Origin of the sequence: Paenibacillus sp. JZ16 (assembly GCF_015326965.1) — a bacterium.
GTDB lineage: Bacteria > Bacillota > Bacilli > Paenibacillales > Paenibacillaceae > Paenibacillus_AQ.
The window spans coordinates 805,733-830,020 of record NZ_CP017659.1 but is presented as its reverse complement, the minus strand read 5'-3'; the positions used below and the strand labels follow the sequence as shown (position 1 = coordinate 830,020).

General features: G+C 50.9%; 18 protein-coding genes and 1 pseudogene. 14 read left to right on the top strand and 5 right to left on the bottom strand.

Translation table 11 applies throughout. The annotated features are described in order from the left end of the window. Window positions 1–3: 3 nt before the first annotated feature. The 6 genes and pseudogenes from BJP58_RS03665 to BJP58_RS03640 all read left to right on the top strand — a co-directional run bounded on the left by BJP58_RS03665 (window position 4) and on the right by BJP58_RS03640 (window position 9,031). On the top strand, window positions 4–2,217 hold the full coding sequence (locus BJP58_RS03665) for an ABC transporter ATP-binding protein (protein WP_194542837.1): 2,214 nt from the start codon (window positions 4–6) through the stop codon (window positions 2,215–2,217). A gap of 378 nt (window positions 2,218–2,595) precedes the next feature. Then, window positions 2,596–2,798: pseudogene (locus BJP58_RS03660) on the top strand (glycosyl hydrolase family 95 catalytic domain-containing protein). Window positions 2,799–2,923: 125 nt separating this feature from the next. Then, window positions 2,924–3,283, top strand: coding sequence for an ABC transporter permease subunit (locus BJP58_RS03655; protein WP_233354949.1), 360 nt, complete (start codon window positions 2,924–2,926; stop codon window positions 3,281–3,283). Between the two features lie 37 nt (window positions 3,284–3,320). Beyond that, window positions 3,321–5,189, top strand: coding sequence for a beta-L-arabinofuranosidase domain-containing protein (locus BJP58_RS03650; protein ID WP_194542836.1), 1,869 nt, complete (start codon window positions 3,321–3,323; stop codon window positions 5,187–5,189). A 197-nt stretch (window positions 5,190–5,386) separates the two neighbouring features. After that, complete coding sequence (locus BJP58_RS03645) at window positions 5,387–7,285, top strand: family 43 glycosylhydrolase (RefSeq protein WP_233354948.1); 1,899 nt, start codon at window positions 5,387–5,389, stop codon at window positions 7,283–7,285. Between the two features lie 351 nt (window positions 7,286–7,636). Continuing rightward, the gene (locus BJP58_RS03640; RefSeq protein WP_194542835.1) at window positions 7,637–9,031 is read left to right on the top strand and encodes an ABC transporter substrate-binding protein; all 1,395 of its coding nucleotides are present in this window, start codon (window positions 7,637–7,639) and stop codon (window positions 9,029–9,031) included. An 88-nt stretch (window positions 9,032–9,119) separates the two neighbouring features. On the opposite strand, the gene BJP58_RS03635 is transcribed toward BJP58_RS03640, so the two are convergent. Further along, the gene (locus BJP58_RS03635) at window positions 9,120–9,902 is read right to left on the bottom strand and encodes a helix-turn-helix transcriptional regulator (RefSeq protein ID WP_194542834.1); all 783 of its coding nucleotides are present in this window, start codon (window positions 9,900–9,902) and stop codon (window positions 9,120–9,122) included. Between the two features lie 134 nt (window positions 9,903–10,036). Between BJP58_RS03635 and BJP58_RS03630 the strand changes: the two genes are divergently transcribed. The 7 genes from BJP58_RS03630 (at window position 10,037) to BJP58_RS03600 (ending at window position 19,931) form a co-directional block, all read left to right on the top strand. Next, entirely contained in the window at window positions 10,037–10,861 is an 825-nt protein-coding gene (locus tag BJP58_RS03630) for a sugar phosphate isomerase/epimerase family protein (RefSeq protein ID WP_194542833.1), read from the top strand. A gap of 68 nt (window positions 10,862–10,929) precedes the next feature. Further along, window positions 10,930–12,198, top strand: coding sequence for a glucuronoarabinoxylan endo-1,4-beta-xylanase XynC (locus BJP58_RS03625; protein WP_194542832.1), 1,269 nt, complete (start codon window positions 10,930–10,932; stop codon window positions 12,196–12,198). Window positions 12,199–12,573: 375 nt separating this feature from the next. Continuing rightward, a complete protein-coding gene (locus tag BJP58_RS03620) occupies window positions 12,574–14,889 on the top strand; it encodes a helix-turn-helix domain-containing protein (protein ID WP_194542831.1) in 2,316 nt (771 codons plus the stop codon). 396 nt (window positions 14,890–15,285) lie between these two features. After that, window positions 15,286–16,140 (top strand): ABC transporter permease, encoded by an 855-nt coding sequence (locus BJP58_RS03615; protein ID WP_194544801.1) that lies wholly within the window; start codon window positions 15,286–15,288, stop codon window positions 16,138–16,140. Window positions 16,141–16,164: 24 nt separating this feature from the next. After that, on the top strand, window positions 16,165–17,085 hold the full coding sequence (locus tag BJP58_RS03610; RefSeq protein WP_194542830.1) for a carbohydrate ABC transporter permease: 921 nt from the start codon (window positions 16,165–16,167) through the stop codon (window positions 17,083–17,085). Window positions 17,086–17,138: 53 nt separating this feature from the next. Continuing rightward, window positions 17,139–18,797: an ABC transporter substrate-binding protein gene (locus BJP58_RS03605; protein WP_194542829.1), complete on the top strand. Its 1,659-nt coding sequence runs from the start codon at window positions 17,139–17,141 to the stop codon at window positions 18,795–18,797. A 246-nt stretch (window positions 18,798–19,043) separates the two neighbouring features. Further along, window positions 19,044–19,931: a sugar phosphate isomerase/epimerase family protein gene (locus tag BJP58_RS03600; RefSeq protein WP_194542828.1), complete on the top strand. Its 888-nt coding sequence runs from the start codon at window positions 19,044–19,046 to the stop codon at window positions 19,929–19,931. 387 nt (window positions 19,932–20,318) lie between these two features. Here BJP58_RS03600 and BJP58_RS03595 read toward each other — a convergent pair whose 3' ends face one another. The 4 genes from BJP58_RS03595 to BJP58_RS03580 form a co-directional block, all read right to left on the bottom strand. Next, a complete protein-coding gene (locus tag BJP58_RS03595; RefSeq protein ID WP_194542827.1) occupies window positions 20,319–20,720 on the bottom strand; it encodes an ester cyclase in 402 nt (133 codons plus the stop codon). A 70-nt stretch (window positions 20,721–20,790) separates the two neighbouring features. Further along, a complete protein-coding gene (locus BJP58_RS03590) occupies window positions 20,791–21,138 on the bottom strand; it encodes an ester cyclase (RefSeq protein WP_113059839.1) in 348 nt (115 codons plus the stop codon). A 47-nt stretch (window positions 21,139–21,185) separates the two neighbouring features. Beyond that, window positions 21,186–22,358: an SGNH/GDSL hydrolase family protein gene (locus BJP58_RS03585; protein WP_194542826.1), complete on the bottom strand. Its 1,173-nt coding sequence runs from the start codon at window positions 22,356–22,358 to the stop codon at window positions 21,186–21,188. A gap of 174 nt (window positions 22,359–22,532) precedes the next feature. After that, entirely contained in the window at window positions 22,533–23,084 is a 552-nt protein-coding gene (locus tag BJP58_RS03580; RefSeq protein ID WP_194542825.1) for an NADPH-dependent FMN reductase, read from the bottom strand. 193 nt (window positions 23,085–23,277) lie between these two features. Here BJP58_RS03580 and BJP58_RS03575 point away from each other — a divergent pair, with 193 nt between their 5' ends. Then, a complete protein-coding gene (locus BJP58_RS03575) occupies window positions 23,278–24,042 on the top strand; it encodes an ArsR/SmtB family transcription factor (protein ID WP_194542824.1) in 765 nt (254 codons plus the stop codon). Window positions 24,043–24,288: the final 246 nt, after the last annotated feature.

Here is a 24,288-nt window from a genome sequence, read left to right as displayed (position 1 = left end):
TCGATGAATTTAAACTTCACGCTTTCGGAGCAGAATTTCGCGGCAGCACGGCAAGTCATCGGAGAGGAGATCGACTATTGCGTCCCTGCCGACCTGTCGCTGGATGGGCGGCGGGTGGAGGGGTACCTGGCGATCGGCAGCGGCAGGTGGGCGCATGTGCAGGACGGCCAAGTGCGGGATCACGGGAACATCGCGGACGCCTGCGATTATCATCTGGTGCCGTTTGTTGGCAATGCGGTGCTTGAAGCCACGGAGAACGGGACGAAACGAATCATCGTCAGGGTGACGATGCAGCATGCGTCCAGGTACGGCTATATCGCCCAAATCCTGAACGATATGGCCGCCAATCGCCCCGTCCGGATTTATCGTGACGAAGGGGATCCGGTTTGCGCGGCATGCGGAAGCGCGCTCGTCCCGGGTACGCGGGTGTGTCCCAGATGCATGAGTAAGGCAGCTGCATTCAAACGACTGCTTCTCATATCCAAAAGACACTGGCGAAGCTTGATGCTTGGATTAGGTGTCCTTATCGCTGCCTCGGCGTTGGCGATGGCCGGGCCTTACTTCCAGAAGCTGCTGGTCAACGCGGCGCTGCTCCCCCCTGCCGGACAAGAGGCCAGCGTAAGGGTATTTTGGCTTGCACTCCTTGGGATGCTGTTCACCCTGGCTTTCGGGGAGCTGCTCGGTATTGCCAGAAACCGGATCATGGCCAGCGTCAGTACGGGCATTGCGGCCGACCTGCGCAAAACGGTGTTCGATCGGATTCAGAACATGTCGCTCGGATTTTTGACGTCCCAGCGAGCGGGAGACCTGATGAACAGAGTGACGGCCGATACGGACCGCATCCGCCACTTGATTCAGGAAATGTGCACGACGGCCATCCACCAACTGCTCATTCTGATCGCTTCAGCGACGCTGCTTTTTTCCGCCGATTGGCGGCTGGCGCTGATCGTGCTGCTTCCGGCTCCATTCGTTGGTTATTTGCACTACTATATTTGGAGGCATGTCCTAAACAAGCTGTTTCACAAGCAGTGGCGCATCTCCGACAAGGCAAACTCGTTTCTACACGATGTCCTCAGCGGCATTCGGGTCGTGAAGGCTTTCGGCCAGGAAGAGCGGGAGATTCGCAGATTCCGGACATATAACGGCGAATTCGCTGCTGCTGCGTTGAAAAGCGAGAAGTTGTACAGCATTTTATCGCCGATCTCGAATTATTTGATTCAGATCGGCCAATATCTCGTACTCCTGATCGGCTGCTACATGATTATCGGCCGGGAGATGAACGTAGGCGAGCTGATCCAGTTCAGCGCTTATGCCGCCATGATTTTCGGGCCGATTTCCTGGCTGATGTTCATGCCGCGCTGGATCGCGAATGCGGTCATTTCGATGCATCGCGTATTCTCGGTAATCGACGAGCAGCCGGAAGTCATGGATGCAAACAACGCGGTGGGCCACCGGATTCGGGGCTTGATCGAGTTCCGCGACGTTTTTTTTGGCTATCGGTCGTATGAGCCTGTTCTGAAGGAGATCAACCTCACCGTGAAGCCGGGGGAGATGATCGGACTCGTCGGCCATTCCGGATCGGGCAAATCGACGACGATCAATCTGATTTCCCGTTTCTATGATGCGAACGAAGGGGAGATTCGGATTGACGGTATCGATATCCGGGGGATCCGGCAGGAGGATTTGCGCTCGCAAATCGGCGTCGTGCTGCAGGAGACGTTCCTGTTCAGCGGGACGATCGCCGAGAATATTCAATACGCGAAGCCTGGCGCGAAGCCGGAAGAGATTATCGAGGCGGCCAAAATCGCCAACGCGCACGATTTTATCATCAGTTTGCCTGACGGTTACGACACGAGACTGGATGAAAACGGGAACAACCTGTCGGGAGGCGAGCGTCAGCGGATCGCCATCGCGAGGGCCGTGCTGAACGATCCGCGAATCCTCATTCTGGACGAGGCGACGGCTTCGCTTGATATCGAGACGGAAGCGGCCATCCAGGAGGCACTGAAACGGGTGACGAAGAATCGCACGACGATCGCTATCGCGCATCGTCTCTCTACGCTGCGTAATGCCGACCGGCTTATCGTCCTTGATAAGGGGCGGATCGCCGAAATCGGCACGCATCGAGAATTGATGAAAAAGCAGGGGATCTACTACAATCTGATCTCTGCCCAGCGCGGCATGTCCCGCAAGAGCGATCCTTCCGCGGTGGTATGACGCCGCCAGATGCTTACTGTGAAATAGACGATATGGAAAACACAAAGATGGATCTTTATGAACGTTGGAGAAATTAAGCCAAGTTTCCTATTCTGAGCTGCTGCCCGACATTGTAAAGATTACACTGAACTGTTCATCCGGGTGCCCCTAAGTCTGCAAGATAGCCTGGGAAAAAACACGCTGTCGACCGGAGACAGGCTGAAACGGTTTAAGGGAGGGCTGAGAGGATAACGGGCTGATTGAACCTATTTTCAATTCGGCCGATATTTACTTATTACCTCCAGCCAGCCGGGAGTGGTTGGATGATTATGAGAAAGTGGTGCCGGGTCATCGCACATTTCCCATTTGTTTGCGTTTTATCCGGGCGAAGGTATTAACGTGAATTCCACGCCAGAGCTGATTGCAGCGGCTCGAACGACATGGATCGCAGGCTGGCTAACGGCGTCGGACATACCGGCTGGAGCCGAGCGTGGTTCATCAACTTCTGGGTACAACCGTTGGATGCCGACAAAGCTTACGAAGACGTAAGAGCGATGCTCACTCCACGCTGGTTTGATCCATCTGCTGTCCGCTTTGCGTAACAGCTGGAGCGATGGGGAAGTTAGAGGGCTGCTGTCACGCTTATCCCGACTTTTCCCGGTTGGCAAATGGTGGTCGAATCCAACAGTTATTTGCCCTTGATTTTGCCAGCAGCGTTTAACATTTTATGAATAGGGCAGTTCATAGAACGATCCCCAAATCACTTGACGAAGCAGCTCTTGTTGACGGAGAAGGTTATTTTTACATTGTCAGGCATGTTATTTTTCCTTTATCCAAATCGGCTGTCATTGTGGTTGCGCTGTTTCAGTTTCTGGGTGTGTGGAACGATTTTTTGGGCCCGCTTGTTTACATCAACAAGGAATCTAAGTTCACGCTGGCGCTTGGCGCAATTTATTGGCTATTACACAGCTCAATGGGAGTTGTTGATGGCGGCGGCCACGATGGTTCTCTTTCCGCCTATTATGCTGTTTATATTAGGACAAAATACTTTATTAAAGGCATTGCGGTATCCGGGCTGAAAGATTAATAGCTCGTTCTGCCGACATATCGAAAGGAGGAACTTAATGAAAGCATTGAGAGGCAAACAGGTCATTTTGAAAGAGCAAGAACTGATTCGCAGGGAACGAGCGAACAGAAGCTATCTGATGAAGCTGGACAGCGGTCATCTGTTGTTTAATTATCATTTGGAGGCCGGAAGATTTCATGGAAGAACGATTCCCGAAGGTGCGCACGGCGGTTGGGAAACGCCGGTCTGCCAATTGCGCGGCCATTTTCTTGGTCATTGGTTGTCTGGTGCGGCGTTGCATTATGAAGAAAGCGGCGACATCGAATTAAAGGCCAAACTGGATGCTATTGTCCATGAATTGCATGAATGCCAACGCGATAACGGCGGTCAGTGGGTCGGTCCGATTCCCGAAAAATATCTGCACTGGATTGCAAGCGGAAAAAGCATCTGGGCGCCCCAATACAATTTGCACAAAATATTAATGGGGTTGGTCGATGCCTGGCAATATGCCGGTAATCGGCAGGCCCTGGATATCGTGGATCGGTTCGCGGACTGGTTTGTCGAATGGAGCGGCACATTCACAAGAGAGCAATTCGACGATATTCTCGATGTGGAGACAGGCGGAATGCTTGAGGTTTGGGCCGATCTGTTGCACATAACCGGAGCGGACAAATATCGTGTGCTGTTAGACCGGTATTATCGCAGTCGGCTGTTTCAACCCTTGCTGGAGGGCAAGGATCCGCTTACGAATATGCATGCTAACACTACGATACCGGAAGTGCTCGGCTGTGCGAGAGCTTATGAGGTTACCGGAGACGACAGGTGGCTGTCCATCGTCCAAGCGTATTGGAATTGCGCTGTAACGGAAAGGGGAAGCCTTGCGACAGGCGGTCAAACCGCTGGAGAGGTCTGGATGCCGAAGATGAAGATGAAGGCCCGCCTAGGTGACAAAAATCAGGAGCATTGTACTGTCTATAACATGATCCGACTAGCAGATTTCTTATTTCGTCAATCTGGCGACCCTACCTACGCGCAATATATCGAGTACAATCTATACAATGGCATTATGGCGCAAGCCTATTATCAGGAATATGGTTTGACTGGTAGTCAGCATAATTATCCCAGAACCGGCCTGCTGACCTATTTCCTCCCCATGAAGGCCGGTCTGCGCAAGGAGTGGAGCACGGAAACCGACAGCTTCTTCTGCTGCCACGGCACGATGGTTCAGGCGAATGCGGCCTGGAACATGGGAATTTATTATCAGGACGGGGATATCGTCTATATCAGTCAATATTTCGATTCCGAGTTGCACACAAGTATCGCTGGAACCCTCATACGGATCGTACAGACGCAGGACAAAATGAGCGGGAGCCTCCTATCCTCGTCTAACACGGCCGGGTACCAAGCTATTAATGATACAGCGTCGACAAATGAAAATATACCTACTTTTCGCAAATACGATTTCATTGTATCTGCTGCCGCACCGACAACGTTCACGCTCCGCTTACGCATACCTGAGTGGATCATGGCGGGAGCATCCGTGTACGTCAATGACGTTCTGCAGGGGACGACTCTGGACAGCGAGAACTTCTATGACATTCACAGAGCATGGAAGGAAGGCGATACCGTCTCGATTATGCTGCCAATCGGCATTCGGTTTGTTCCGCTACCGGACGACGAACGAACAGGTGCCTTCCGATACGGGCCAGAAGTGCTGGCAGGCTTGTGCGAATCAGAACAGCAGCTCTATATGAGGGATGAGGATATTGCGTCCGCTATCGAGAACGAAAATGAACGTGAATGGGGGAGTTGGCGGTATTTCTTCAAGACAGTCAACCAGGAACCTGTCATCACGTTCAAACGAATTCGGGATATCGGGTACGAACCTTATCAAATTTACTTCAAAGTAACGCGTACAAAATTATAGTGAAGAGAGAAAAATAAATATTCTGTGTGTCCAGCCGATCAACATATCCATTCCTGCGATAGATCTAGGCTGAGGACTAGTACGATCAAACAGGCGGATACTGAGATCGGCAAAATTGCCATTTCCGTAATGGAGATTTGAGAGTTGTAAGCTGTCGGAGGTCTCATATAACGTTCCTGTTCGGCGGGACGATCGGAGTGAATATTCATTACTCGAAGCCGAGTGCAAAGCTGGAAGAGATTATTCTTGAAAAGCCTTATCCGTTAGGAGGGAAGAAGCAGCGTATGGATAATGAATTTCACAGCGTTCTCTGCTATACGAGAGAACCGCTTGAACCGGAAATCTATTCCCCGAAGCTTGCATATAGTATGCATCTCGCTTACACCGATGACGGGATGAGTTATCGGGAGCTTAATCACAACTCGGGGGTGCTGTTCGCTAAAGCCGCCGAGCTCTCAAACGGCACGCTGTCCGCCAAGAGTTTGAAGAATCCGTACCTGTTCCACATGGCTGACGGAAACTTTGGCGTACTGGCCATTCGGACGGAAGCGGACGGTTCTCCCGATCAGCAGAGCAAGGGCTCGGTGCTTTTGTTCACTTCCCCGGACTTGCTGCAGTATCGGGAGCTCGGTCTGTTGAACCTAACGAAAGGGCTTCGTGTACAAGATATCATGTGCGAATATGAACATGCTTCCCGAAGGTATGTCCTTCGTTGGCGTGAAGAAGACGGAAGGTATTATCAAAGGGAAATGGCGGACGTGACATGCCCGGACGACGCTGCCAAGCCGAATCCGTGCGAAGCTTTCACGCTAAGCCCGAGACGCGTCGACATTGAAGGAGCAGTGCCCCGCAATGCGATACGTGTATCGCGAGGCGTGGCTCAGAGGCTGATTCATAAGCTTACGGTACCGGTTCATGTGCGTAATGAACTCCCGGAGCGTGTGGCCGTTTCGTCCAAAGAACAGTTACAAGCGGTTAAAGTGACGGCGATATACAGTGACGGCACCACCGCGATCAAGCCGATTGAGTGGGATGCGTCCGAGATCGATTGGAGCCGTCCCGGAACTTATCGCATTTCTGGAAGCATTCGGCAGGATCGCTATACGTTTCCGATGGCGACGAACCGTGCCGACCCTTGCATTGCGCAGTGGGACGGAAGGTATTATTTTGTCGCAACCAATGATGCCGACGGCAACCATACGATATCGATCCGGGAGGCGGATTCCATATTCGGTCTGGTCTCGGCAGAAGAAACCAAAATCCTGGATACAGGCATGCATGATCATCTGAAGCGATTTCTGTGGGCGCCTGAACTTCATGGCATCGGCGGCGATCTGTATATTTTTCTTGCCGGCAGCAGCGGCGAATTCAAAGACATTCAATCGCATGTTATGCGGTTAAAGAATGGCGGCAATCCGAGAATGGCTGCGGATTGGGGGACCCCGATCCGGGTCGCCAGGCATGACGGAAGCCCGCTGTTTCAAGCCGGCATAACGCTGGACATGACCGTATTAGAGCGGAAAGGCCGTTTATATGTGCTCTGGGCGCAAAGGGAATTGGTACCGCATGACTTGGGCTCGTGGATCTATATCGCCGAGGCGGATCCGAGGGAACCGTGGAGACTGATATCGGAGCCTGTCCTGCTGTCCAAGCCCGATTACGGCTGGGCGAACAATCAAACGTTCGTGGAAGAAGGGCCCTTTGCACTCATGACAGACCGGAAGATCTTCGTGACGATATCCGGAGCTCTGGTCGATGCCACGTATTGCGTCGGCATGCTCAGCGTCAATTCTGACGCTGATTTGCTTGACCCGAACCAATGGACGAAGCGAAATTACCCGCTGCTAACCTCCAGAAGCGTGCCGGGCGAATACGGGCCAGGACACAATTCTTATGTGAAGGACGAGGAAGGAACGATCTGGAGCGTATATCACGCTCGTCCAGGCATCGGAGAGCCCCGCTGCTCGGGTCTCCGTCGCGTACATTTCGACGTTGACGGTGAACCGATGCTGGGCTTGACGGAAGAGAAGGACCTGAATCCAGCGCTTGCGTCCGTACACCTGAATGTGCAGGTGGAAGCATTGGTGGAAGGCTGACGGAACAACAACTTTTCTGGGTTTGTGCGAATTGTTGAACATGAAGAACAAAAGAAGCGCCGTGTTCCCGTGTGCGGGTACGCAGCGCTTCTTTTGCGTTTTGACGACGTGAACCCGAGGTTAATCCTTTCCAATGATGGATTTAGATTGGGCACACCGTCTAGCCGACGCTCATGCGCTTTCCACTTTCCGGCCCTTTGCGTTGCCCAGAGCATCAACACTTTTAGTAATTACAAATCGTGTTTAGTTTCTCTATGGTTCGTTTTCGCAAGCAGTTATATGATCTTGGTGAGCATCAAAATGAAAGCGCTGCATATTCATGCAGCCAAAAATTAAGGGGGGAAATAACGCATGTGGATGCGAAAGATCAGCCTGCTGTTCTGCAGTCTGATTCTAGTGATCATGACGGCATGCAGCAGCGGCTCGGGCAGCGACGTGAAGACCGTCGAGCCCGGCAAAGTGAATGAAGCCGTCAACGCGCCTGCGGAAGCAAAAAACGAGGAGCCGGCAGACGAATCAAACGGCCAGGAAGAAACAACCGGCACGCCGGAATTGGATTTTGATATGGGCGGACGCACCATCAAATGGGTGTCCTGGTATGATGAGTCGATCCAGGAAGACAATCCTGACAACATTAAACGGAAACAGAATTTGGAAGAGCTGATGAAGAAGCATAATTTTAAAATGGAATATGTGATCGTGGATTTCGGCGAGTACCAGGATAAGGTGACAGCCTCGCTGGTGGCGGGCGAACCGATCGGCGACATCATCCGGGTCGCGAGGCCATGGATGATTCCGACGCTGGTCAATCAAGGTTTGTTCGCGCCCGTGGATGAATACACCAAGAACGAGAAGGTATTCATCCAGCAGTACACGAACGAGTACTCCCAATACGAAGGAAGGGGCTACGGGTTCAGGACGGGCATCAACGGCGCGTCATCTGGCATTTTCTATAACCGCACGTTAATGAATCAATTGGGCATGAAGCCGTTGCAGGAATACGTGAACGAAGACAAATGGAATTGGGATACGTTCATTCAAGTCGCGAAAGAAGCGAACAAAGATTCAAATAACGACGGCAAGTTGGATATTTGGGGTCTTGCAACCGCTTCCTTGCTGGTTCCTGCAATGGCCTCGAACGAAGCGAATCTGGTCATTCTCGATAAGCAAGGCCTTGAGGATCCAAAAACCTTGGAAGTGCTGAACTTCTTGTCGCGCCTCGCAACCGAGTCGGTCGGGAGGCCAACGGAAGGGGGAGACTGGACCGAGCCGGGCCAATTCTTCCGCCAAGGCAACACATTGATGGTTGCAGGCAGCGATTATGAAATGGAAAACTTCAAACAGGACATGCCGGATTACGATATCGGATTCCTCCCATTTCCGAAAGGGCCAAGCGCATCAAGTTATCATTCGCATAATACGATCCCGAATTACCTGACGATTCCAAGCGCCGTGGAGCATCCCGAACGTCTGATTTATATTTACGAGAGAATCAACGATATCGACTCGATCTACGACTATCCGAAACAATCTACGCTGGAGACTTTATTCAGCAACGAGGACGATATTCAGAATGCCAAGATGGCCGGTGAGAGCATTAAAGTGATCGATACCGAGAGCGGATACCCATCGATGCCATATTACGAATTTATAGGGGAAATCATGGAAGGCATCCCGGTATCGACGGTCGTCGAGAAATACAAAGGGCCGTTCCAGGCAGCGATTGATGCGGTTTGGAAAAAGTAACCGTGGTTCCAAAAGGAATCTCAGCCAGTCCTCCCGTCATTTTGAAGGGGGAGTCAGGTACGGCGTTACATATGGAAGCGATTTCAAGTCAATGCTTCTTAACGGCAGACGGTGGATAGCCTTTCGCTTCCTTGAACACTTTGCTGAAATAGGAAAGATCTTGAAAGCCGCTGGATTCGGCGGCTTCCGTCACGGTAACGCCGCCGGCCATCAGCATGATTTCAGCGTTATTCACGCGTATCCGCTGCAGGTATTCCTTGTAGGTCGAACCGGTATTCTTTTTGAATAGTTTCCCTAAATAAACGGGATGGAGGTTGAACTGCTCGGCGAAGTCGTTAAACGACAAGTCTTCCGCATAGTGTTCTTCGATGATGGCGGTCAGCTTCTTGATCCGCGGGTCCATATGCATGATCGTTTGGCGATGCATGCCGTGAAGCAGCCGGTGGAGAATGAGTTCGAACAATGCACGGGCATGGATCCTATAAAACGGTTGTTTATTCATCCACACGTGGTTGAACTCCCGGATGTAGGCAAGTATCTCCTTGGTGATCAATTTCTTCGTTACAACGCCAAACGGAAGCCGGATATGATTGTGCGGCTCGGCCCAGAAAAAATTGAACGGATACGCATGCATGGGAGATTCCTTGCACGTATGGGCTTCCCGTACGCTTCCCCCCGGAACGTAGACCAGGTCGCCCGCCTCAACTGCAAATTTTTTGCCGTCAATGTAGTAGTTTGCCCGGCCATCAACGACGAACGTCAAATCGTGAAATCCGATGCGGGCCTTCTGAATTCTCCAATCCGGATAACATCTGCGGTCCACGAACAGAAAAATATTCGGTACAAGATGAGGGTGATACTCGAGCTCCATGCGGATATCGCCTCCTTTTTAAACAAATTGTAATGTTCTCATGAACATTTACAACCTGTGGTTGGATGGTCTTTTCCCAATGTATCGCCGCTTGATCATGTGAAATCATCCGCCGTTAAGAAAGGAAGGGTCCAATGATTACGTTAACCGGATTTGCAGACGAGATATCCCCGGATTTGGATGTACAGCTGGATGTCCTAGAATCCGAAAGCATCCGTTATCTTGAGCTTCGAGGCGTTTGGGGGAAAAATGTGCTGCAGCTGACGAAAAAGGAAGCGTTGACCGTGAAAGAACGATTAGCGGAGCGGAGGGTCGGAGTCTCCTCGATCGGATCGCCGATCGGGAAAATCCAAATCACCGACGACTTTGAAACCCATCTCGAAGACGCTCGGCGTGCCGTTCGTCTAGCTAAGTTTTTCCATGCGCCTTTTGTACGCGTGTTCTCCTTTTACATTCCGGACGGGGACTACGAGAAGCATCGGCCTGAGGTGTTACGGCGCATGCAACGACTCGCTCAATTGGCTGAACGCGAAGGCGTGGTTCTGCTTCATGAGAATGAAAGCCATATTTATGGAGACACCGGCGAGCGATGTTTGGATCTGCTTCAAACGGTTTCATCCTGCCATTTGCGGGCAGCCTTTGATCCGGCGAATTTCGTGCAGTGCGGCGTGAAGCCCGTTAATGAGGCCTATCCACTGATAGGCGACTATACGTCGTATGTTCATGTGAAAGACGCCATCATGGGGAAGGGGACAGTCGTACCTGCAGGGGATGGCGACGGCGAGCTCCGCGAGCTCATTCATGAGCTCAGCCGCAGGCGATTTTCAGGGTTTATGTCGTTGGAGCCGCATCTGCGCGCCGCCGGAATATTCGAGGGATTCACGAATCCGGGGCTTTTCGTTGTGGCATCCAAAGCGATAAAGCGATTGTTAGCGGAGCAAGCAATGGAATGGAATTGACCGGCTGAATATTGATTCAACGCGTGACCTTGGTTTGAGGAGCCAAAAAATTCGAGAGGAGCAGTCTCATGAATTTACGATTTAAGAAATTCTTATGCGTATGTTTGTCTCTTGCCATCGCTTTGTCCATTCTGGTTGCACCTGGAAATATTGCCGCAGCCAGCGATGCCGTCATCAATGTTTCCTCGGAGAAGCAAGTGATTCGCGGCTTCGGAGGCATCAACCACCCGGCATGGATCGGCGATTTGACGGCAGCACAGAGAGATATCGCATTCGGAAACGGGGCGAATCAGTTAGGTTTCTCAATATTAAGAATCTACGTGCATGAAGACCGAAATCAGTGGCATCGTGAGCTGGAGACGGCCAAACGGGCCATTGCCCTTGGAGCCATCGTATTTGCTTCCCCTTGGAATCCGCCGGCCGATATGGTCGAGACCTTCAACCATAACGGCGATACAACGGCAAAGCGGCTTCGTTACGACAAATATGCCGCGTATGCCCAGCATCTTAACGATTTCGTGACGTACATGAGAAACAATGGCGTCGATCTGTATGCGATATCCGTCCAAAACGAGCCCGATTATGCACATGACTGGACGTGGTGGACACCGCAGGAAATGCTTCGGTTTATGAAAGAAAATGCCGGATCGATCAACACGAGAGTCATCGCGCCGGAATCGTTCCAGTATCTGAAAAATATGTCGGATCCGATTTTGAATGATCCCCAGGCGCTTGCCAATATGGATATTCTCGGGGCTCATCTGTACGGGACCCCGATTAGCAATTTCGCTTATCCGCTATTCAAACAAAAAGGAGCGGGAAAAGATCTCTGGATGACGGAGGTATACTATCCGAACAGCGACAACAACTCGGCGGATCGCTGGCCCGAAGCCCTGGATGTGTCTTACCATATCCACAACGCGATGGTGGAGGGCGATTTTCAAGCCTACGTGTGGTGGTATATCCGCAGATCTTACGGTCCGATGAAGGAGGACGGCACGATCAGCAAACGCGGCTACAATATGGCTCATTTCTCCAAATTTGTCCGCCCCGGCTATGTCAGGGTGGATGCCACGAAAAATCCTGAATCCAACGTTTACGTATCAGCCTATAAAGGTGACAACAAAATCGTTATCGTTGCGATTAACCGGAGCAGCGCCGGGGTCAATCAGAACTTTGTGCTGCAGAACGGATCGGTTTCGCAGGTATCAAGGTGGATCACGAGCAGCAGCAGCAATCTTCAACCCGGAACGACACTCAATGTAACGGGGAGCAACTACTGGGCCCATCTTCCCGCGCAGAGCGTTACGACCTTTGTAGGCGAACTCGGGCGGTAACTCACCGTCAACGGTACTGGTAGTTATCACAAAGGTAAATCATTTTAACAAAGAGCTGTCTCCAGGTCATACAGGCGACTTGGAAGGGCAGCTCTTTGTTTTGGGCTGGAATTGATCCGAAATTTCAGCAGATTATAGTTGGATGCATGAAAGGGAGCAAAGCGCAGTCCTGGGTTCCCCCTATGCCCTAGGCGATTACTCCGGTTTATCCTATTGCCTTGTAAAGGAGTTTTGCGGCCATTCTTCACCTAGCCGGTAGCCATATCGTAAGCAAATTGTACCCCGAGGAAGGAATTGTACCTTTTTCTTGCGAACAGTCAAGTGTATCATCGTATTGCCTTACTTTGAGAACGCTTTCTATTGAGGAGGGTACGTATGCAGCGTTTATGGTCCAAGTTCTCCCCGGTGTTCCGCAGATTTCTGATTTCCTACTTGATTGTTCTCTTGATCCCCCAAATTGCGGGCTATGCATCGTACAGGACTTCGATTGAAGTGGCGAAAGCAAGCTCAATTGAAAACAGTCTGAGTTCCTTGAATCTGGGAAAAGAGATCATCGAGCGTCATCTGGTGGAGGTGGAAACCTTCACGAAGCAGCTTGCGATCAATCAGGATCTATATCGTCTGATCGCTGATCCCAAGCCGCTCGACAGCAACAACGTTTACGGCTTGGGACGCATGCAGCGCAGCCTGTCCATGTACAGCAGCACGAATGATTACCTCTCCGATTTCTTCATCTACATACGTAATTACAACGCCATTATTACGCCGAATACCGTCTATTACCGGCCCGAGCATTATTACGAGGCGAATCGGCTTGAAGGGTTGACGTTCGAGGAGTGGGAGGAGGCCGTATTGAAGAAACCGCATCTAAACGAGATGATGCCGCTTAAGAAATATAGGCGGGAAATCCGCGACACGGTGTTTGTCGAGACGCCGGCCGTCACGTTTCTGCAATCGATCCCGCTTAACAGCTTTAACAACCCGCAGGCGATGATCGGCGTATTGATCGATGAAGATCATATGGGCAGCCTGCTGCAAAATATCGTGGACCAATACGGGGGCTGGGCGTTGGTTGCTGACCGGGAAGGCAGCTTGATCTTGTCCAAGGGCATCGGAGAAGAGGAGGCCAAGCGCTTCACCGAAGCTTCTTCCGATGAGAACGGCGAGGTCATCCCCACGGGAGACGGACGGCTGTTGATCTCCATCCGGTCCGATCTGAACGGCTGGACCTATATGGCCGGAATACCGGAGCAGGCGCTGATGACGAAGGCCGATATAATTCAGCGGGTCACGACGACGTTTACGCTGACTGCGCTGTTCATTGGCTTGTTGATTGGACTTGTCCTCGCTTACCGGCACAGTGCAAAGGTCCAGTCGCTCCTGTCCGTGTTTCGCGAACAAAACCACATTTCCCGGGAGAAGATCGGCAACGAGTACGATTTCCTGGCTGGCAATATCGCGGCTTTGATCGCTAACAACAAATTGCTGGAGTCCTCACTGAACGATCAGCTCCCGCTGCTTAGGGATGCGTTTATCAAACGGTTGCTGACTGGCGACTTCTATACGCTGCGCGAACTCGAAGCGGTCTCCAGTCAGACGGGAGTCCCGCTCCGCGGCGAGCAAGGACGCGCAGGCATTCTGAAAGTCGCCGGATATGGCAGTGCCGACAGCGAAGAAATCATCCAGGAACTCAGCGTTGCCCGGTTGATCGTCCGGCAGGCTTTGAGCCGGCTGGAACCCGATGTGCTGGTTACGGACTGGGGTTCGGACCAGATCGCTTTCGTGCATCCGATTGCCGAAGAGGCGCTGGACGTCTTTACTCGTCGCCTGGATGCCGGTTTGCTTGAACTGATCGATACCGTATATCGGCATCATCGATTGTCGATCACGATCGGGCTGGGTTCGGCGTTCGAAGCGTGGAACGGCGTGGCCGACTCTTTCAACGAAGCGCAGCAAGCGCTGGAATATGCCGTTCACACCGGGGCAGTCGGCATCACCCGGTTTGAGGACGCGATGAAGGCTACGGAGCTGTACTATTATCCGATTGAATCCGAACAACGCTTGCTCAATACGCTTAAGGCGGGTGAACTTGAGGAAACAAGCCGCCTTCTTGACCAGCTGTTCAGCCGGAACTTTGAAGAGAGGGAGCTGTCATATGATATGACGCAGCAGTTCGTAATGGAGCTCAAGGGAACCTTTCTGAAGCTGGCCGAACAAAGAATATTCCACGACGAGCCGCTCACCGACCATATCAAAGAGCAGATCGCTGCAGTTGCGACGACGGACGGGGTCGATCAGCTCAGGGAGCGATTCGGGCAGCTCATTCATGAGATCTGCATGGATGTCCGGAAGAAAAAATGCGACATGCACGCCGAAACGGTGGGTGAGATTATCCGCTACATCCACGAGCGTTATTCCGACGCCGAGCTGACGCTTTATCGTATCGCGGAGCATATTGGGAAGCCCGAGAAATATATCTCCCAAATGTTCAAGGAGCACACGGGAACGAATCCTTCGGACTACGTTGAACTGGTGAGGATCGGCAAGGCGGCCGAGCTGCTGCAGCAGAACCTTTTGACGATTGACGAGATCGCCGCGCAGGTGGGGTATAATAGCGCGCATTCGTTCCGGAGGGCCTTCAAGCGGGTTCGTGGCGTGTCACCGAGCACATTTCGGCAAATGGCCGATTAAGGAGACGGGGGGTTCGCCAATCTTTTTGTGGAAAAGAGGAAGGTCAGCCGCCTGCTTAAACGAATGGATCGAACGTCTTGGCGGATGTTTTTTAATCGAACCCGCCTAATGAAAAACCGAGCGAAATCAAGGCCTGGAGAGCATCTGTTTCCGAAATTGTACGGTAAGGGAGAAAGTGTGCCTTTACGAAGCCGAGCTTGCAATTTTATGATTACGCACAAGAAAGCGCTGCCAAATAAGTTCTGGCTTCATTGGCAGTTACTCATCGAAGGAGGGATGGAACTGAGTACTCTATTTTCCAAGTCCAAAACGGTCAGAGCCCCGAGCAATACACGCTCGGAAATCGGGAGATTTGCCTCCCGAAGCTTCAGAAGACATTGGCAGCTGTATCTGCTGATCATTCCGCCGGTCTTGTATTTCATCATCTTCAAGTACTTGCCTATGGCAAACGCCGTGCTTGCCTTCAAGAATTATAACGTGGTGAAAGGAATTTGGGGCAGCCCATGGGTCGGTACGCAGTATTTCGAAATGTTTTTTCGCAACCCGGCGTTCGCGACGCTGATCAAAAATACGCTGTACATTTCGTTCTATCAATTGATCGTCGGGTTTCCGATCCCGATTCTGCTAGCGCTGGCCTTAAACGAGGTGAAGAGTGCAAGGTTCAAAAAAACCGTGCAGATGGTCACCTATGCGCCATATTTCATCTCCACGGTGGTCATGGTGTCCATCATCATGCTGTTCTTGTCCCCGCGTCTTGGGATCGTGAATACGATTACTGGCGCGCTTGGTTTTGAAGCGGTCAATTATCTTGGAGAGCCTGGCATGTTCCGCACGATCTACGTGCTGTCCGACGTATGGCAAACCATGGGCTATTCCGCCGTCATTTATCTTGCTGCCCTGGCGGGCGTGGACCCGTCCTTATATGAAGCGGCCAAGGTGGACGGCGCCAATCGGTTCCAGAAGATCCTGAATGTCGATCTTCCTGGGATCTTGCCGGCAGCGGTCATCATTTTGATTCTCAGCGTAGGCAACATCATGGCGCTCGGCTTCGAAAAAATGTACTTGCTGCAGAATCCGCTGAACCTGTCCACGTCCGAGATCATTTCCACGTATGTGTACAAAATCGGATTGCTGAACGCGAACTACAGCTTCGCCACGGCGGTCGGATTGTTCAATTCTTTGATCAATCTGGTGCTGCTCCTTGTCGTCAACGCCATTGCCAAGCGGGCTTCCAATACAAGCCTTTGGTAGATATGAAAAAAGGGAGTGAGTGACATGAACGCATTGCGGTCCAGTTCCGGAAGCCGCCGGAGCGTGAGGATCAAGGAGTCGCTGGGAGACCGCATCTTTCTGACCGTGACCTATATCTTGCTGACCTTGGTTCTAATTGCCGTCCTGTATCCGCTTATTTACATCGTAAGCTCATCACTGAGCAGTCCGAGCGCCGTCTCTGCAGGCAAGGTATGGCTGTGGCCGGTCGACGTATCCTTTGCAGGGTACGAGGCGGTGTTCCGAAACGGCCAGGTGCTGACGGGTTATGCCAATTCGCTGTTTTATACCGTTGCAGGCACGTTCATCAGCGTATCCCTGACGATTATGGTTGCATACCCCCTGTCGAAGAAGTCGTTTTTCGGCCGCACGCCGCTTATGGTATTCATTACTTTCACCATGATGTTCTCCGGCGGATTGATCCCGACCTATCTGGTCGTCAAATCGATGGGCATGATCGATACGCGCTGGGCGCTGCTCATTCCGAATGCCGTGTGGGTGTGGCAGGTCATTATCGCCAGAACCTTCTTTCAGACCTCGATCCCGGATGAGCTCTCCGAAGCGGCGGATATCGACGGGTGCAGCGACATCCGATACATTTTCAGCGTCGTTCTTCCGCTTGCCAAACCGATCATCGCCGTGCTCTCGCTTATGTACGCGGTGGGGCAGTGGAACGCTTATTTCGATGCCCTGATTTACTTGAAATCGCAATCGCTCTATCCGCTTCAGCTCATTCTCCGCAGCATTCTCATCTTGGGCAGCGGAACGGGCAACATGGACGCCGGGGAGATGGTGAAGCAGCAGCAAATGGCCGAGCTGATGAAATACTCGCTCATTGTGGTGGCAAGCCTCCCGGTGCTGGTGATCTATCCGTTCGTACAGCGTTATTTTGTGCAGGGCATGCTGATTGGCTCCGTGAAGGGCTGATCCCGGGCTGCTCTCATTGTGTTGCTTGACCAATTCGTGAGGAGGAGATTGATTTGAGAAAAACAGGAACCCGTCTGCTTGTACTCATACTGATGCTTGGTTTGGTGCTTGCCGGATGCTCCGGCGGAAACGACAACGAAGGAAGCGAAGGGACAGAAGGCGGCTTACAGGATTCCGGTGAGAAGGTTACGATCAACGTATTTGCCCATCAAAGCTCGGATGTGGATTTGAAAACCAATAAGTTTACGAAAAAAATGGAAGAGCAATTCGGCATCAAGTTCAACTGGACAACCGTTCCGTTCGATGGTGCGGCCGAAAAACGTCAAATTTCGCTTGCGTCCGGCGACTATCCGGATTTGTATATGCTTATTCCTTGGGTGGACCGTTTCTCGCAGACGGACTTGCTGAAGTTCGGGCAGCAGGGGGTGATCGTTCCGCTTAACGACCTGATCGAAGAGCATGCTCCCCACATTAAGGAGGTACTGGAGAACAACGAATATTATAAAGCCATGAACACGGCTCCTGACGGCAAGATTTACGGATTGACCGGCTTAAACGAATGCTTCCACTGCTCATACCCGAATAAAATATGGATCAATACAAAGTGGCTTGATCAGCTCGGACTTGCCAAACCGACGACGCCGGAAGAATTCAAAGCGGTCCTTGAAGCCTTCAAGACGCAGGATCCGAACGGAAACGGCAAGGCGGACGAAGTGCCGCTCAGCGGATCCGTCGAAAATTTCGGCGTTCACGTGATTCCGTATCTCATGAACGGCTTTATTTACAACGACGACAGAACGTATCTCATCATGAAGGAGAGCAAGATCGACACCGCGGCGAACAAACCGGAATGGCGGGAAGCGCTGGCCTACATCAAATCGCTGTATGACGGCGGACTCATTGACCCGGGGGCGTTTACGCAAAATGCGGGTGCGTACAAAAAAATCGGGGATAACGCCGACGCACAGCTTTTGGGTGCCGGAGCAGGCATGCATCCCGCGCTATTCTTAACCACAGGAGAAGATGCACCCTACAGCAAGGACTACAACCCGCTTGCGCCTCTGCAAGGACCGCACGCCAATTATGCAACGTTCAACTATCCGATCGATCCGGGCGCATCCTTCGTTCTGACGAATAAAGCGAGCAAAGAGACGCAGATCGCCGCCATTAAAATGCTGGATTATTTCTATACGCAAGAAGGGGCAATGCTCTCTTATCTCGGTGAAGAGGGCAAGAGCTGGCGCAAGCCGCAGGATGGGGAAATTGCACTCAACGATAAAGTGGAGCCTCTCTATAAATCGATCCCGCTCGAATCCGGGGAGCAGCCCCGCAATGACAGCTGGGGAGCACTCACCCAATATAACCATCACCGGGCATACCGCGATGCCGAGGTTCAGGGCACGGATATTTACGCGAACGATGGTTACGAACGCCGCCTGTACGAGGCAACGTTACTGATGGAAGGCAATGAGCCGAAAGAAATATTCCCTCACTGGGCGCTATGGGTCGACCCGTTGGTCGCCGATGAAGCCAGCATGATGCAGACCAACATCAAAGACTATGTCGACCAGAACGCTCTGCTGTTCATTACCGGCGCCAAGAGTCTGGATAAAGATTGGGAGGATTACGTGAAAGGACTGGAGGGTTTGAACATACAGCGTTATCTAGAAATCATGCAGGCTGCCTACGATTCATCGACGATATCGAAGTAGGCTGCGGCGCGGTAAGCTCGGATTCTTGGGGGCAGGGGTCCAGCGCGCAGGAAGCGGAGTGAACACAGCTGGCTACTGCCGGAATCGAAGAAGATCAAGGCTTTGGTGGTGCTGGAGGAGTCAAGTCTAGAAACTCCCGCAATATTGAACTAGTGAAGCACAAGATAGGACGAGAAAAAGGAGGGAAATCTAGTTATACTGAACTTGCATACGCATACTAACATTAAATTGGGAGTGGTAAATTACATGGCGAATTTATTGCGCATCGGAACGCTGGTTGGCGGCGGAGATGCTGCACGCGTAATTCCTCAGATTGCGCCTCACGGCTTTGAATCGTTCAGCCTTACCTTCTGGCAGACGACCGGTGCTACCGATCTTGTGGAGACGGCCAAGCGAGTTCGTGAGCTGCAAGCTGAACACGGTTTTATCGTGTCAACGCTTGGGATCTTCGGCAATCCGCTGACCGGAGAAGGCGGTAATGCTGATACTTTGGCGAGCTGGGAGCGTCTGATCGATCATGCCCATCTGTTCGGCACCGATATCATTTCCGGTTTTACCGGACGATTGACGGGCGAATCCATCGACGCCTCGATTCCGCAATATGCGAAGGTGTTCGGCGAGCTGTCCAAAAGAGCGGCAGATCAAGGCGTCCGCATTGCGTTCGAGAACTGCGATATGGGCGGGACATGGGAGACGGGGGATTGGAACATTGCCCATAATCCGACGGCATGGGAGATGATGTTCAACGCCATCCCGTCGGACCATATCGGTCTGCAGTGGGAGCCTTGCCACCAGATGGTCTCTTTGATCGATCCGATTCCGCAGCTGCGAAAATGGGTGGATAAAGTATTCCACGTCCATGGCAAGGATGCGACGATTGCTTGGGACATCGTGAGGGAATATGGCATTCACGGGCCGAAGCCTTATGTATGGCACCGTACGCCCGGATTCGGCGACATCGACTGGACCGACATCATCACGATTTTGCGGCAGGGCAACTATGAGGGAACGATCGATATTGAAGGCTGGCATGATCCCGTATATAACGGGGAGCTTGAGATGACGGGACAGGTTCATGCGCTTCATTATTTGAAGCGATGTCGAGGTGGAGATTACATACCGAATCCGGTATGATTTCTACTACTTTAATTTTTGTCGGGTGACAAAAACATTGTAACATTCTCGATATGATTTCTTCGCCGCGGTAGACGTCCTATCATTAAACTAACGGGCAGGATAGTTATAAACAAAAAATCACCTGTGGTTGGTGTTTTTTAGTGTCGGCTATATTCAATTGAAACTGGTGTAAACGATTTTCTCCGACGCAACAATTTCACTGTATACAAATTTAACCCACATGATGTCGCCGTCAGAAGGTTTCTGGCTGTTGTGAAAGACACCGCCCGGCCGAAGAAATCTGCTTTTGCAACATGGACCTATTGCCGATTCGATAAGTTCCTTACAAACGTACTACCGACCCAAGTGTTGGATCGGTAGTACGTGAAGTGTATTTATGGGAAGTTAACTGCCTCGAATTTGGCTCCACATGGTCACCATGTCGATCCAGCCTCGATGCTCGGCGATCTTGCCGTCCTCCACACGATATTGACGGTACAGCGTGACATCAATCGTATTGCCCGTGGGCGCGGTTCCAAAGAACATGCCTTCATGTGTGCCTTTCACAGTCATTCTCACGAGCACCTTATCCCCTTGACCGATGATCTCTTCCACCGTGTATTGTTTATCAGGAAATGCCTCCAAGATCGTTGCAGCGAATTTTTTCAGACCTTCCTTGGATTGGTAAGAAAACTCTTGATAATCGTTGGACAGAAATCGATCTACGGAGTCCAATTCACTCTGATTCCAAAATGCCTCGATAAATTGGTTTACTGTTTCCACATTTTTTTGTTCCATCGTTTTCATTCTCAAACATCTCCTTATGAATGGGTTATTAGGAATTAGTTAACGGCGAAATGTCGTGCTTTAACAGCGGTTATTGAGTCTGGATTTGAGGCAAAAGCGTAGCCGTATCGAACCAGCCGCGGTGATCTGCGATGTCTCCGTCGATGACCCGGAATTCGCGGAACTGTGTTACCTTCACGTTTTTTCCCGTAGGTGCATTTCCGGCAAAATGGCCAGCATGCACAGCCGTCATGAAAATTCTAGCGATGACCTTCTCGCCTTGGGCCAGGATTTCTTCCACGGTAAACCGCCGATCCGTAAAAGCCTCCACGATTTGCGGGGCAAAGAATTGATCGGTCTTTTCCAACATGCCCTGATTTGCAATGTCCTCGATAAACGCGGTTACCACTTCTGCATTTTTTTGTTCCATCGTTTTCATATAAAACATCTCCTTATTTAATGTTTATTGAAACCAGTTGTACTGGGTCAAACCAAATCAGATTTTATAAACAGGGACAATGGAATACAATCGGCTAATGCTTTGAATCCGGCATCGCTAGGATGAAGATGATCGCCGAAATCATAGACGGGAAGCAGCTGTTCGGGATGCTCCGGATCAGCCAGCGCAGTGTTAAAGTCGATAATACCGTCAAATACTTCGTTGGTCAGGATCCAGCGGTTCACTTCTTGCCGGATGAGCTCCTTCTCATTGGAGTAGTACGGAGCGCCGCCAAACGGTGGGAGGGTAGCAGCAAAAATGCGCAGTCCGTTCTCATGTACTTGGGCTGCCAATTCCCTCATTCCGTCAATAATCTGATTTGCGGTCGCATTTCCGAGTCCAATATCATTGATTCCTTCGAGAAAGATCACATCGGTAACTCCTGAATGTGAAAACAGGTCACGATCCAGGCGAGAAAGCACGCTTTCTCCACCTATTGGCAGACCAACCGCTGGCCCCTTTTTCAATATTTGATTGCCAACGATTCCCGCATTGAGAACGGAGATCGGATAGGAGGGATGTTCCAGGCGGAGTCGTTCAAAGAAAATATCCGGCCAACGATGGTTAGCATCTGGAGTAGATGTACTCCCCTCTGTAATGGAATCACCAAGTGCGACAATGACACGTAAAGGCTCACCTTGTGTTAAAACCTCCATACCGGATAACCAGTAATAAGAATGAATTTTCTTTCGAAAAAAATCCGCGCTACTATCGTCGGCATGATTCCCCTCGGCGACATAAGTCGACCTAGGAGGCGAAAAATGCCATGTCGAGGTTCGTGACTCAGGAACATAAACGCTGACAGCTACGTCAACATGTTCATTTACTTGGAGATCGACAGGGTCCGAATAAACTTCTTCCCCTGCAGGAATGACGATGGAGAATTGACCATTCAAGGCAACTTGCCGACTAGTACCGGGAACGGTTTCCCCATCTTTTGCGGCTAATGCTGCTGTTACTGTGCCGAAGACCGCAGGCTCGGAACCGTAAAGATTTGAAAACTTCAGGCGGATCTTTGAACCGAAGGCATGCGGATGTATAATCATTCGGATGGTCTGATCCTCGAATCGCTCTTCGGCAAAGTTCCCATCAAAGTACGTTTGACTTGCAAACCAAGATCCCATCCAATGGCCGTCAGAATACTTATGTTCAAGAAACATCTCCTTTGGTATCATGTTACCATTTGGTAACCTAATGATGATAAGAAAAACGTCTATCGACGTACTTCAAAGAAGACACACCGCGTTAAGCTGTAGCTTTTCTTGCGAGATAAGGGTGGGTGTTAAACTACGGAAGTTTATACTTTCTGATCTCTTAAAAAAGGGATTGTGCTGTTAGTTTGCTGCCGCTGCTATCGGTGTTAGCTTACGGGTCAGATCCACGAAACTGCTCACCGCATCTCGTACCCGGTCTTTCATACCCTCATCTATCGGAGCGCCGTCGGGACCAAACGTGTTCGATCCATATCCGATCGAAATCCACTGCGAACAGTTAATTCCGTGCAAATTGCGTACAATAGTCTGCAAATGCGACAGCGAGCTAACTCCGAGCGGACCGCCTGCGGAACTTACGGAAAGCACTGCCTTGCCCGCAACCTGGTTTCCGGTTATATAGTCTAGGGCGTTTTTAAGCGCTCCTGATACGGAGCCATGGTATTCCGGCGTTGCAAGGATCAAACCGTCTGCCTCTGCGATTGCTTCCAATACATGCTTAACGTTAGGATGGAAATCCCAGTTGTCGGGTGAAAAAAGCGGCAGCTGCAGCTCCGATAAATCAACGAATTGGACTGATATGTTCTGGGCTTTTAAAAGGCTGTCAATATACCGAAGTAGGTTCGTACTGCTTGCGTTTGTGCGGTTACTGCCTGCAATCAAGGTTACTTTCATCTTCAACATCACCTTTCATTTTCAAATGGTTGTCAGAATGGATATGCAAGTCACCGGCTGACAAACAGATCCGTTTGTGATATCATGTGACCATTAAGTCACCTGTTATGTTTTTATAATACGTTACCATAAGGTAACGTGTCAAGCGGTACAAATGAAATTTTTTTCAAATCGACAGGAAGGCGGTGTTTTGATGGAGATTGACATATTCAAAGCGCTTGCGGATCCCAGCCGCCGTAAGCTTTTAGATTTGCTTCACGCTTCTAACGGGCGGACTCTGAGTGATCTCTGCGAGCCCCTCGACATGTCCCGGTTCGGCGTCATGAAGCATCTGAATATATTGGAGGAAGCCGGACTCATTACAACGAGAAAAGTAGGTCGTGAAAAGCTTCATTACTTGAATGCGGTGCCCATTCGTCATATTTATGAGCGATGGGTGAGTAAATACGCCGAACCATGGGTGATCGGATTAACATCTCTTCAAAACGAATTGGAGCGTGATACAAATATGGATATGAAACCCCGGAATATAAACCAGATAGCGATTAAAGCAAAGCCAGAACAAGTGTGGCAAGCTCTCACGGACCCGGCCAAAACGTCGAAGTTTTGGTTCAACTGCGCCATCCGCACCACCTGGGAAATCGAATCTCCATTCGAACTATGGAACGGGGAAGAGAAGAAAGCAGAAGGGATCATTCTTGAGATGGATCCTCCAAAAAAACTTATGATGAGCTGGCGGTTTGTTTCGTTTCCGGGCACGGAGATGGACACCCCGTCGCGCATTACGTGGGAGATCGGTTCGCATACCGAGCTCCATGGTGTGACTCTTGTAACGGTGGTACATGATGAATTCGAAAAAGCAATGAGCACTGCAAAGATTCTTGAAAATGGGTTGCCGATTGTTCTTTCAGGTATGAAGACGTTGCTTGAAACCGGGGAAGCGCTCGCTGGCGAATAAAAGAAGGTACTCGCAAAATATAAGGGCATAGGAAAGTACTCATCCATTGATGCCAATACAAAAGAGGCAGCCTCGTAAAGCTTTAAATTTATGCGGGGCTGTCTCTTCGTGTTTACGGGTTTTGATTTGAGTTAATTTTTTATATATGTTGACATGTATATACGTCATTGTGTATATTGAGTTCATGAGATCAGCAACAATTCAGTTAAAGCCTCGATGCCGGACCGTTCCAGGAGCCGGATGAAT